Consider the following 11,656-nt stretch of genomic DNA (forward strand, 5'->3'; position numbering starts at 1 on the left):
GCCATGCAGGCGAAACGTAGATTGTTGTTGGCGGCGCCGTTGTCGCTGGTGGCGTTCGGCGCGCTGCGCGCGGCCACCAGGGAGCGCGTGATTCAGATCGAAGCGCGCAAATTCCGCTTCGCGCCGAATGTCGTCGAGATGAAAATGGGCGAGACCGTGGTGCTGGAATTGACTGCGCAGGATTTTCCGCATGGCTTCAGCGTGCCGGATTTTAAAATTCGCGAGGATCTCATCATGGGCAAGCCGGTGCGGGTCACGCTCAAGGCGGACAAGGTAGGGAAGTTCGGCTTCTTGTGCGATAACTTCTGCGGCAGCGGCCATGAGGAGATGGCCGGGACCATCATCGTCAAGGCCTAGCGGTAGAACGCCTTCAGGTGGTCGGCCAGCGATTGCGGTGCTTCCAGCGGCATCATGTGGCCGGTGCCATCGGCCAGCATGTGCAGCTGGGCGCCTGGCCAGCTGGCAGCCAGTGCGCGCACGTCTTCGGCAGGCGCCAGGTTGTCATGCTCGGCGCCGATGATCATGGCCGGGCAGCGCAGGGTATGCACGCGGTCCATCAGCTCCGGGCGTTCGATGGTGCTGCGGAACTGCGCCAGCAGCACGTCCTTGCCGAGGTCCACGGCCATTTGCTGGATCACACCAACGATGGCGGGATCGTCGAGGTGCTCCGGCGCGACGATCTCGCGCAGGCGCATCTGGGTCATGCCGGTGTAGTGGTTCTTTTCCAGTTGCGGAATGATGCGCAGGCGCGTGGCCTTTTCCTTGTCCAGCAGTTTTTTGCCGGCGCTGCCGATGATGGTCAGCGAGGCCACGCGCTCTGGATGGGCCAATGCATATTCCATCGCCAGGTAAGCGCCCAGCGAAAAGCCGACCAGGTGGGCCTGCGGCGCACTGTGCGCGCCGATCAGTTCCAGCATCTGCTCGCGCGTGGCGGCCTTGTACAGCGGGACGTGGTTGAATTCAAAGCCGTCGCCCAGCAGCGGCAGCAGGCGGCCCCACATCCGTTCATCGCACAGTGTGCCGGGAACGAAATCCAGCCGTGTCGTCATACCGCCATCGGCGCGGTGATTGGCGCGTGGTGCTGATAGCCTTCCAGCGCGAAGTCGGAAGGTTCGATTTTTTCCAGCCATTCCGGCTCGTACTTGCCGGTCTGTGCGAACGCCGGCACGCGGTCTGCGATGATCAGCTGCGGCAGCGGGAACGGTTTGCGCGTCAGCTGTTCCTGCACCATGTCCATGTGGTTCTCGTAGATGTGGGCATCGCCGATGAAGTAGGTGAACCAGCGCGGCGTGTAGCCGGTCAGGCGGCCGACCAGGTGCATCAGCGCCGCGCCTTCCGCCAGGTTGAACGGCGTGCCCAGACCCAGGTCGTTCGAGCGCACGTAGAGGCACATCGACAGTTCCCTGGTGGTCGGATTCGGAATGAACTGGTACAGCAGGTGGCAGGCCGGCAGGGCGACCGCGTCCAGCACGGCCGGATTCCAGCCGTGGAACAGGATGCGGCGGCTGCCCGGATTGCTCATGATCGTGTCCAGGCACTCGCGCAGCTGGTCGATGGCCTTGTACAGCAATATTTTCTGGACGCCGTTTTCTTCAATCGGCGCAACCACGGTGAAGCCGTTCTTCTGCGCGTCCGCCAGCTGGGCTGCCTGATCGGCGTCAATCACCTTGTAGCCGGGCCACTGGCGCCACTGCACGCCGTAGACCGGGCCCAGATCGTCGGTGCCCTGGCGATACGGATTGTCCAGCCATTGCTGGTTTTCGTTGGCGTTCTGGTCCCAGACTTTGCAGCCCAGCGCGCGGAAATCGGCGGCGCTGCGCGAGGCGCGCAAGAAGGCGCACAGTTCGCCCACCACGGATTTGAATGCCAGCTTCTTGGTCGTCACCGCAGGAAAACCTTTTGTCAGGTCGAAGCGCATCATCGCGCCCGGCACGCTCAGCGTGCGAATGCCGGTGCGGTTGTCCTGCCAGCTGCCGCTGTCGATGACGGTCTGGATCAATTCCTGGTATTGCTGCATTCAGTTCTCCAACGGGGGATGTCGCTCAAAAGACGGTTATTTTAGCAGGGCGCCCGGACCTCGGTTCAGCGCGGCCCCGGTTTGGAGCGGCGGCCGGCCGGCTTGGCGGCCGCGCGTCCTTCGGTGCGGGCTTGCGACTTGGCGCCGCGTCCTGCGGTGACGACCACGGCGCCTTTCGGTGCCGCATTCGCGGGATTCCGGCCCTGGTTGCCGCGCGGGGAGGCCGGGCCTTTGTTCTGTACGCGCTCGCGGGCTGGCGGCTTGCCGCCTTTTTCCGGTGGCGTCCAGACGCCGAGCGATTCGCTGCCGCCGGCCGGACGTGCTTCCGTCCTGGATGGCGGGGGCGCCTTGGCCAGCGGCGGCGCGCCGGCAGGGCGCTTGGCCGCATTCGGCGCGGGGCCTTTGCGGACAGGCACCGGGGCGGCGCCTTTCGGCGCGGTCTCCGGCACGCGGTGGTCCGCCTCAAAGCCCGGCTCTTCGTAACGAGGGATGACCTGGCGCGTCAGCATTTCGATCTCCTTCAGCATGTCGACTTCGTCGGCGCACACCAGCGACACCGCTTCGCCGGCCATGCCCGCGCGGCCGGTACGGCCGATACGGTGGATATAATCTTCCGCCACCGATGGCAGATCAAAGTTGACCACCTGTGGCAGGGCTTCGATATCCAGGCCGCGCGCCGCCACGTCGGTGGCGATCAACAGGCGGACTTCCTTGCGTTTGAAGCGGTCCAGCGCGCGCAGGCGGGCAGGCTGCGTCTTGTCGCCGTGGATGGCGTCGGCGGTCACGCCATGTTCGTGCAAGGTCTTGACCAGCGCTTCCGCGCCTTTGCGCGTCTTGACGAACACCAGCGCCTGCACCCAACCGAGCTTGTTCAGCAGATGCAGGAACAGGTCCGGCTTGCGGCGCTTGTCGGTCGGGATCAGCCACTGCTTGACCGATTTGGTCGCCGTATTGGCCGCCGCCACCTGGATCGATACCGGATCTTTCAGCATGCCCTTGGCCAGCTTGCGCACCTCATCCGAGAACGTGGCCGAAAACATCAGCGTCTGGCGCTGCTTGGGCAAGGCCTCCAGCAGGATATCCAGATCGCGTTCGAAGCCCAGGTCCAGCATGCGGTCCGCCTCGTCCAGTACCAGCGTTTGCAGCAGCTCGAAGCTGATCACACCCTGGTCGTGCAGGTCGATCAAACGGCCCGGTGTCGCCACCAGCACGTCCAGCCCTTTGCGCAGCGTGGCGATTTGCGGCTCGATCGCCACGCCGCCATAGGCCACGGCGCTGCGCAGCGGCAGATTGCTGCCGTAGCTGCGGAAGCTTTCGTAGACCTGCTCGGCCAGCTCACGGGTCGGCACCAGCACCAGCGCGCGTATGCATTGCGGCGCGGTGGCCCCTTCCATCGTCAGGCGATGCAGGATCGGCAGCGCGAAGCCGGCGGTCTTGCCGGTGCCGGTCTGCGCGGCGGCCATCACGTCGCGGCCCGCCAGCACGGCGGGAATGGCTTGCTTCTGGACCGGCGTGGGCTGCTTGTAGCCCAGCGCGTCCAGCGTGCGCAGAAGAGGATCGATCAAGCCGAGTGATTGGAAGGTCATGGTGTGTTCAGTCAGACAAAAGGGGCGCAGTGTAGCCGGTTTGCCCGGCGCATGCGGAATTAGTTGGCCAGCGCGTCCGACCACAAGGTCAGGATGTCGCGCACGCGCTGGTCCGGCAGGTTGAGCAGGTTGTCGCCGATGTACAGTTCCACGGAACTGCGATCCGGCAGCGCCGCATGACTGGCGCCGTTGAACAGCCACACGCCGTGTTCCTCGGCGATGCGGCTGCGGATCTCCAGCGCGCGTTCGCGGCCCACCGGCAGGTGGATGTGCAGCATATTGGCGTGCGGCGCGGCGGGATTGGGCGTCAGTAGCGGATAGTCGCGCAGCACTTCATACAGCCACTGCGTGCGCTTGAAGTAGGCCGGCATTGCCGCCAGCCGCGTGTCGAACTGCATGGCCGCGGCCACCACATACGGCGTGCGCTGATAGACGTTGCCGCCCTGGCGGCGATACCACTCCTGCGCCTTGGCGACGAACGCCGCGCTACCGGCCAGCATCGCACCGGCCATCCCGCCGATGCCTTTGTACAGCGAGACGTAGACGCTGTCGAAGCCTGCCGCGATGTCGTTCACCGGCCGCGCGTAGGCCGCCGCCGTTTCCCACAGGCGCGCGCCGTCCATGTGCAGGTGGATGCCTTGTTCGCGGCAGTGCGCCTTGATGGCCGCCAGTTCGTCCCAGCTAGGGCACTGGCCGCCGATCTCGCGCGCCGGCAGTTCCAGCGTGGCCGCGCCCAGTTGGTCCGGAATGGCTTTCAGCTCGTCCAGCGTCCATGGGCGATGCGGATCGCCGATCTGCAGCGCCTGGAAATGGTCGAACAGCTGATGGTTGCCGCGTTCATGTTTCAGGATGTGCGACGTCGGATGCAGCGCCACCAGCTTGCTGCCGCGCTCCGCGCAGGCGATGCGCAGCGCGGTCGCCTGCGTCATGGTGCCGGTGATGCAGAATACCGCCGCCTCAAAACCCAGCAGGCGCGCGACTTTCTGCTCGAAATCCTGTATCAGCGCGCCATTGCCGTAGACATCGTGCGTCACGCTGTGCGCTTCGCACCAGTCGCCCATGGCCGTAAACAGTTCAGCGGGCGTGGCGGTGCGATGGCCCGGCAGGTGCGTACGGCAGCTAAGTTTTAATTCTGCGTCGGTCAAAACCTTCTCCTGAAAGGCAGAATGTTACCACTTCACTCCTTGCGAGCGCGGAAACCGGCCTTGCGGTAGTGCGCTTCGTAGTCGGGCGACAGGGTGCCCATCATGCGATCCCAGAACAGGAAATACCAGCTGAAGTTATAGCGCGCCCTGGCGTGGTGGATGTTATGCGCTGTGGAGGTATTGATCCAGCGGCCCAGCCAGTGGCCCGACAGCGCGCGTGGATACAGCTCATAGCCCAGGTGGGTGTAGACAGCGTACACCGTGTTGATGACCGAGAAGGCAAGGATCGCCCAGCTGGTGATGGGCAGGATCAGCAGAATCAGCACGCCGGCGCCGCTATCAACAATGGCCTCCAGCGGATTGACCGAATACGTGGACCAGGGATTGGTGTTGGTCGAGCGGTGGTGTGTACGGTGAAACCAGCGAAACAGCCGACGATGGTGCATCAGCCGGTGCGTCCAGTAGAAATAGGTATCCTGGATCACCATCGCCAGCAGGATGCTGATGAAAAAGTACGGCCATCCGTGGTCTTCAATATGCGGGTAGAACTGCGTGTATTCGCCAAAGCCGAGGAAAAACAGGATCGGCAGATAACTTGAGAAGACGATGACGCTGCCGATGGAGGTGAACAGCTCGCGCCGCATCTGCGCTGCCGGCGCATGCTTCGCCTGTAGTGGCAGGCGCTTGCCGGGACGGGCGCGCCACCATAGCCACAACGCGAAGAACAGGCCCGCAATCACCACGTAATACATTACGGTGCGCTGGAGATTGAACAGGATTCTTGGCAGCAGGTGGTGCAGCATGGCGTCTCCCTTGGGTCGGAGACGCCATCATAGAGTCGGCGGGTACTGCCTGTGCTTATAAAATGATTAATGCGTCACGTGGACGTTGTGGAACTGCAGCGCCGCCAGGTTGGCGTAGATGCCGCCCAGCGCCACCAGCGACGCGTGCGTGCCGGTTTCGACGATCTTGCCGTCTTCCATGACGATGATGCGGTCGGCGCGCTGCACGGTCGCCAGGCGGTGAGCGATGATGACGGTGGTGCGGCCGACCATCGCCGCTTCCAGTGCTTTTTGCACCAGACGCTCCGATTCCGCGTCCAGCGCGCTGGTGGCTTCGTCCAGCAGCAGCAGCGGCGGATTTTTCAGCAGCGCGCGGGCGATGGCGATACGCTGACGCTGACCGCCCGACAGGCGCACGCCGCGCTCGCCCAGGAAGGACTGGTAGCCTTGCGGCAGGCGCTCGATGAATTCGTGGGCGGCGGCCAGCTTGGCGGCGGCGATCACTTCCTCGTCGCTGGCGCCGGCGCGGCCGTAGCGGATGTTTTCCATGGCGTTGGCCGAGAAGATCACCGTATCCTGCGGCACGATGCCAATGGCGTCGCGCAGTGTGTGCAGATCGAGCTGGGTGATGTCGACGCCATCGAGCTTGATGCTGCCGCGCTGCGGGTCGTAGAAGCGCAGGAACAGCTGGAACAGCGTGGTCTTGCCGGCGCCCGAAGGGCCGACCACGGCGACGGTTTCACCAGGCTTGATGTCCAGCGACACGTGATCCAGCGAGTTGGTTTCCGGACGCGATGGATAGGAGAAGATCACATCGTTCAGCGACAGGGCGGCGCCATTGGCGGCGCGCGGCGGCAGCGCCAGCGGCGTGGCTGGCGACTGAATCTTCGATTTCACCGACATCAGCTCCAGCAGGCGCTCGGTGGCGCCGGCGGCGCGCTGCGCCTCGCCCATCACTTCGGACAATGCGCCAATGGCGCCGGCCACGATGGAGGCATACAGGATGAACTGGCCGAGATCGCCGCCGGTCATGTCGCCCGACAGCACGGCGTGCGCGCCGAGCCACAGCACGAACACGATGGCGCCGAACACCAGCACAATCGCCAGCATGGTCAGCAGGGCGCGCGCGCGAATGCGGCGCATCGCGGTCTGGAACGCGCCTTCCACCGAGCCGCCGAAGCGCTGCGATTCGATCTTTTCATGCGTGAAGGCCTGCACGGTCGGCATGGCGTTGAGAATTTCGCCGGCCATGGCGGAAGCGTCGGCCACGCGGTCCTGCGAATCGCGCGACAGCGTGCGCACGCGGCGTCCGAACATCACGATCGGCAGCACGGTCAGGATCAGCAGGCCGATGATGATGGCCGACAGTTTGGGGCTGGTCACGAACAGCATCACCAGGCCGCCGATGAACAGCAGCACATTACGCAGCGCCATCGAGATGCTGGTGCCGACCACCGACTGGATCAGCGTGGTGTCGGTTGTGATGCGGGACAGCACTTCGCCGGTCTGCGTGGTCTCGAAGAATTCCGGACTTTGCGTGACGACGTGTTGGTAGACCGCGCTGCGGATGTCGGCGGTGACGCGCTCGCCGAGCCACGACACGGTGTAGAAGCGCGCCGCCGTCGCCAGCGCCAGGATGGTGGCGAGGCCGAACAGCGCCAGAAACACCAGGTCCACGTGCTGGATGCTGCGCGTGCCCGATCCGCCGAAGCCCAGGTCGATCATCTGCTTGAAGGCTGCGGGAATCGCCAGCGTGGACGCGGCGGCCACCACCAGCGCCACACCGGCCATGGCGAACTGGCGCTTGTACGGCGCCAGGAAAGGCACAAGCCCTCGCAAGGTGGCGAGGCTGCCTTTTTTGAGTTCACGGGATGCGTTCGGTGCAGCGGCGGAGGGCGTGCTGGCGGTGGTGCTATTGGTCATCGTGTGGCTGCGGTTACGTAAATGTACTTGTGGTGACGTTTGGTACTACTCAAATATTGTGCCTACAGTTTCATGGCGCGGACATAACCTGTCATTTCCAGATAGGCGCGGCCCACCGGCTTGCCGTCACGGTTCAGCGTGACCGCACCTTCCCAGTACACCGCGCCAGTGGACCGGCGCGAATCCAGTTCCTGGTCGTCCTGCAGCGGCACCACGTCCCACACCATGCTGCCGGTGGTGAGGCGGGTCGCGACAGGATACTCGGCATCGGTGCGGGGCGAACGCCACCGTCGCTGCGGAGCAAAGCTGACCTGGTCCGGCGTGAACTGCGTGATCTTACCGGATGCATCGCGCCATGTCGCGTGCGCCCATAGTTTAGCACCTGTCTTGCTTCTGACCTCGAAAGCCATCAATGCACCGCCGTCGGCCAGGTTGGCGCCGATCCAGTCCCAGCCAGTGGCCTCGGCGTCCAAGGCTTCGCTGGACCATTCGTGGTCCAGCCAGGCGGCGCCGGTGACGCTTGTCTGCTTGCCAACGCGGGTGATACTGCCGCTGACCTGCAAGTGCGGCTGGCTGTAGTAATAGCTGCTCTGCGCCGGGCGCGGTCCCTTGCGGGAGTAGCCATGGTCGCCTTGCAGCAGATCCGGCTGGGAGGGCGCCAGTTTCAGGTCGTATTTGAATTCCGGGCCGTCGACGTGGACGCTATAGCTGCCGTCGGCGCCGCGCACCATGTGCCAGTCTTCCAGCTTGACGTTGGTGTCGCCGGTTCTGGCGTAGGACAGGCCGAAGCCTTCGCGCGCGCTGCGCTGGTCGTGCAGCAGCTTGCCGTTGGCCGGATCGGACAGCGCGGCGTGACCGATGATCAGCTGCTTGGGCGCGAACTGGCTGGGATTGGCGCGATCGTGTGTGCTGGCGCTGCGGAAGAACGTGACCTGGAAGCCGAGCGGCTTGCCGTCCGGCGTATTGAGCCAGCCGGTGACGTACCACCATTCGGTCTTGTAGTCGGGATGGGCGCCGTAGTCTTTTGGGAAGGACAGGGTGGCGCCCGGCACCACGGGCGGGAACTGCGGCGCGGCGGCGCGTGCTGGCGTGGACAGCAGCAGCGCGAGCAGGATTGTAAACAAACGAACAAGCATTACCAGTCCTCCCGGACAGCGCGTATCGGTCCGCCGGACAGCGACTGGCGGCCGGCCAGCAGCGCGGTGAGCGCGGCGGCGGCCAGCAGCAGGCCGGCGACACTGGCGAGCAGCGGCCATGGCATGTGCAGCTGCATGGTCCAGTGGAAGGATTGCGGGTTGACGACGAATACCAATATCAAACTGATCACCCATCCGAGCACAAAGCCGGTGACGATGCCGAGCGCCGTCAGCGAGCCGCCTTCGATCGCCAGGATCGACAGCACCTGGCGGCGGGTGACGCCGACGTGGCGCAACATGCCGAATTCCTTGGCGCGCGCCAGCGTCTGCGCGGAAAAGGTGGCGGCCACGCCGAACAGGCCGATGACGATGGCGATCGCCTCCAGCAGGTAGGTGATGGCGAAGCTGCGGTCGAAGATCTTCATGCTCATGGCGCGGATTTGCGAGGGTTCGCTGGCGTCCAGCGCCGCCGCGAACGGCAGTTTTTTCAATGCGGCCAGTGTGTTTTCCGGTTTTGCATCCGGCTTGAGCGTCAGTGCCACGGCGCTGGCTTGCTGTTCGCCGGTGATGGCGCGGTAGTCGCTCAGCCGCATCTGGATGGTGCCGGTGGGGCGTGCGTAGTCGCGCCACACGCCGGCCACCTGGAAGGCGTGCAGGGCGCCGGCCAGCGGCAGTTCGATGCGCTGGCCAACCTTCATGCCGTATAAATCAACCATGGCTTCGGATACCCAGACCGGCGGTGGTGAGCCGGCGGCGGGAGTTTGCGTCTCGCCGACGATGGCCAGCGTGCGCGAAGGATTGGCCGCGTCCACGTTGCGCGCCATGAGGGTGACCGGCGGCCTGCCGGAGGCCAGCGAGATCGAGCGCGTGCGCAGGAAATCTGCGGTAGCGACGCCGGGCAATGCCGCCAGCATCGCCTGTTCGGAAGGCTGCAAGCCGGCCGTGGCGCCGCCGCTGGCGGTGCTGACGTAGATATCGGCCGGCAGGATGTGCAGCAGCCAGTCGTCCAGCGACACGCGGAAGCTGGTGACCATGATGGCCATGGCGACCATCAGGCTGAAGCTCGACAGCACGCCACCGAGCGCAATGCCGGCCTGGCTGGAGGCGTTGGCGAGGCGGGACAGCGTCAGCGTGACGACCGCCGAAGCGCCCGGCTTGTCGGCGGTGGCTGCGCTCCATTGCCGGAAAGCGAGGCGGAACACGATGGCGGCCAGACGCGGCATCAGGCCGATGGCGCCGATCAGCAGCAGGGCGATGGACAGGTAGCCGAACAGCGGCAGTTCGAATATTGGCGGCGCCTGCGACAGCAGTGCGGCCAGCGCCATGCACACCAGCGAAGGCCAGGCGCGCGACAGGCGCGACATGGCAGCTTCCTCGGTTCCGGATTTAAGTGCGACCGCCGGCTTGGCGCGGGCGGCGTCCAGCGCTGGTGCGGCGCAGCCCAGCAGGGCGACCGCCACGCCCAATGCGAAGTAGATGGCGGCGGCCAGCGGCGTGAAATGCACTTGCGGACGCACGCCGGAGAAGAATCCCGCGCCGAGGTCGGCGCCCATGAAGTGCAGTGCGGCGGCGGCCAGTCCGTAGCCGGCGGCGATGCCGATGGCGGAACCGGCGATGCCGAGGCACAGGCCTTCGATCAGAATCTGGCGCAGCAGGCGATGGCGGTCGAGGCCCAGCACGCGCAGCAGCGCAAACTGGCTGCGGCGGCGGATGACAGACAGCGCCTGCGTGGAGAATACGAGGAAGGCGCCGGTGAACAGCGCCACCAGCGCCAGTACGGTCAGGTTGACGCGGTAGGCGCGGCTCATGCCTTCGTTGCTGCTGTTCTGTTCTTCGTCGTTGGGCTGGTTGATGCGGAAGCGGCCTGGGTATCGGCTTTGCAGGTCTTTTTCCAGCTGGGCTTTGAAGACTTCGCGGTTCATGCCATCGCGCAGTTTGAGGTCGATGCGCGACAGTTGACCGAGTTTCTCGAAACGCCATTGCGCGGCGCCGATGTCCATTACGGCGATGCGCTGGCCGGCGCGCGCGCCAGGCAGTGAGCCAGCGACGCGCAGTTTCAGTTGGCCGGTGCCGACTTGTAGGGTGACCAAGCCGTCGGCTGGTTGCAGCCATTGCTGGGCGGCGGGCGAGAGGAACAGCGTGTCGTCGGCCAGTGTGGCGTTGATGTCGTCGTTGGCCGGCACGCCGATCAGGTCCGGCGTGATGTAGCCGGCGCGGAAGGCGTCGGTGCCGATGATCTTGAGGGCGGTGCGTTGGCCGGGGACGGAGGCTTCAAATTCCAGCACGGGCGAGGCGACCACCACGCCGTCGCGCTGCGCCAGATGCGGGTAGATCGCTTCGTCGAAGAATGGTTCGGTGCCGCGCACCTGAATGTCGGCGACGCCGGACAGACCTTTGACGGCGGCCGAGAATTCGTTGAAGGCGGCGGCGTTGATCAGGTGGATGGCGAAGCCGAGCGAGATGCCGACCGCGATGGCGGCAATCGCCACCAAAGCCCGCACAGGATGGGCGCGCCATTCGCCAAGCAGCAGCCAGCGTGACAGCCGGCGCATCGATGCCGCTGGCGCGTCGGGCACCGCGCTGCTTGCGGCGCCGGCAGGCGAGTTAGCGTCAGGCTGGTTGTGATCGGACATCAGTGCGGACACTCCAGCGCCATGGTCTCGCCGGCGCGGCGCGCGCGCAGGCGTGCGGCTTCGGTGGCCTGGCCGGTGGCGCGGCGGGCGTCTTCGTCGGCCCAGCGCTTGTTCAGTTTGAGCTTGTCGCACTTCTTGCGCTGGACGGCGGCAGCCTGCGAGGCGCGCGCGGCGTCGCGTTCTTCGCGCTCCTCGCGTTTGAGCCGGGCTTTCTCCAGCGTGTCGGCCTGTTTCTGCTGGCGACGCAGGGCGCCGGCTGCGGCAGGATCGCGCGGCGGCGCAGACGGCGCCTCCAGCATCGCCGCATTGGCGCCCGCAGGACACGGCGTATCGCTGTAACTGACCTTGCCATCCACAGTACATTTGTAGACGGTTTGCGCGTAAGCAGCCAGCGTGACCGCCCACATCACGACAACAATCAGCAGTTTCATTTC

10 protein-coding genes are annotated in these 11,656 nt (G+C 65.2%); 1 reads left to right on the forward strand and 9 read right to left on the reverse strand.

All coding sequences use genetic code 11. The features are described 5' to 3' along the window. Positions 1-3: 3 nt before the first annotated feature. Complete coding sequence (locus tag GJ695_RS15010) at positions 4-357, forward strand: cupredoxin domain-containing protein (protein ID WP_154366026.1); 354 nt, start codon at positions 4-6, stop codon at positions 355-357. Here the strand turns inward: GJ695_RS15010 and GJ695_RS15015 are convergent. The 9 genes from GJ695_RS15015 to GJ695_RS15055 form a co-directional block, all read right to left on the reverse strand. Then, positions 354-1,049 carry an alpha/beta fold hydrolase gene (locus GJ695_RS15015; RefSeq protein ID WP_154366028.1) on the reverse strand — a complete coding sequence of 232 codons (696 nt, stop codon included), beginning with the start codon at positions 1,047-1,049 and terminating at the stop codon, positions 354-356. The genes GJ695_RS15010 and GJ695_RS15015 overlap by 4 nt on opposite strands. Then, positions 1,046-2,017 (reverse strand): thymidylate synthase, encoded by a 972-nt coding sequence (locus GJ695_RS15020; RefSeq protein WP_154366030.1) that lies wholly within the window; start codon positions 2,015-2,017, stop codon positions 1,046-1,048. The genes GJ695_RS15015 and GJ695_RS15020 overlap by 4 nt, the downstream gene beginning before the upstream one ends. Positions 2,018-2,082: 65 nt before the next feature. Then, complete coding sequence (locus tag GJ695_RS15025) at positions 2,083-3,603, reverse strand: DEAD/DEAH box helicase (RefSeq protein WP_154366032.1); 1,521 nt, start codon at positions 3,601-3,603, stop codon at positions 2,083-2,085. A 59-nt stretch (positions 3,604-3,662) separates the two neighbouring features. Continuing rightward, positions 3,663-4,748, reverse strand: coding sequence for a threonine aldolase family protein (locus GJ695_RS15030; protein WP_154366034.1), 1,086 nt, complete (start codon positions 4,746-4,748; stop codon positions 3,663-3,665). A 32-nt stretch (positions 4,749-4,780) separates the two neighbouring features. Continuing rightward, complete coding sequence (locus GJ695_RS15035; RefSeq protein ID WP_154366036.1) at positions 4,781-5,551, reverse strand: sterol desaturase family protein; 771 nt, start codon at positions 5,549-5,551, stop codon at positions 4,781-4,783. Between the two features lie 66 nt (positions 5,552-5,617). Continuing rightward, positions 5,618-7,453, reverse strand: a complete 1,836-nt coding sequence (locus tag GJ695_RS15040) for an ABC transporter transmembrane domain-containing protein (RefSeq protein WP_154366038.1) — start codon at positions 7,451-7,453, stop codon at positions 5,618-5,620. A gap of 62 nt (positions 7,454-7,515) precedes the next feature. Further along, positions 7,516-8,589 carry a lipocalin-like domain-containing protein gene (locus tag GJ695_RS15045; RefSeq protein ID WP_154366040.1) on the reverse strand — a complete coding sequence of 358 codons (1,074 nt, stop codon included), beginning with the start codon at positions 8,587-8,589 and terminating at the stop codon, positions 7,516-7,518. Beyond that, on the reverse strand, positions 8,589-11,141 hold the full coding sequence (locus GJ695_RS15050; RefSeq protein ID WP_154366117.1) for an FtsX-like permease family protein: 2,553 nt from the start codon (positions 11,139-11,141) through the stop codon (positions 8,589-8,591). Before GJ695_RS15050 ends, GJ695_RS15045 begins: the two co-directional genes overlap by 1 nt. An 80-nt stretch (positions 11,142-11,221) precedes the next feature. Then, the gene (locus GJ695_RS15055) at positions 11,222-11,653 is read right to left on the reverse strand and encodes a DUF4124 domain-containing protein (RefSeq protein WP_154366042.1); all 432 of its coding nucleotides are present in this window, start codon (positions 11,651-11,653) and stop codon (positions 11,222-11,224) included. Positions 11,654-11,656: the final 3 nt, after the last annotated feature.

Source organism: Duganella alba (assembly GCF_009674495.1).
Lineage (GTDB): Bacteria > Pseudomonadota > Gammaproteobacteria > Burkholderiales > Burkholderiaceae_D > Rugamonas > Rugamonas alba.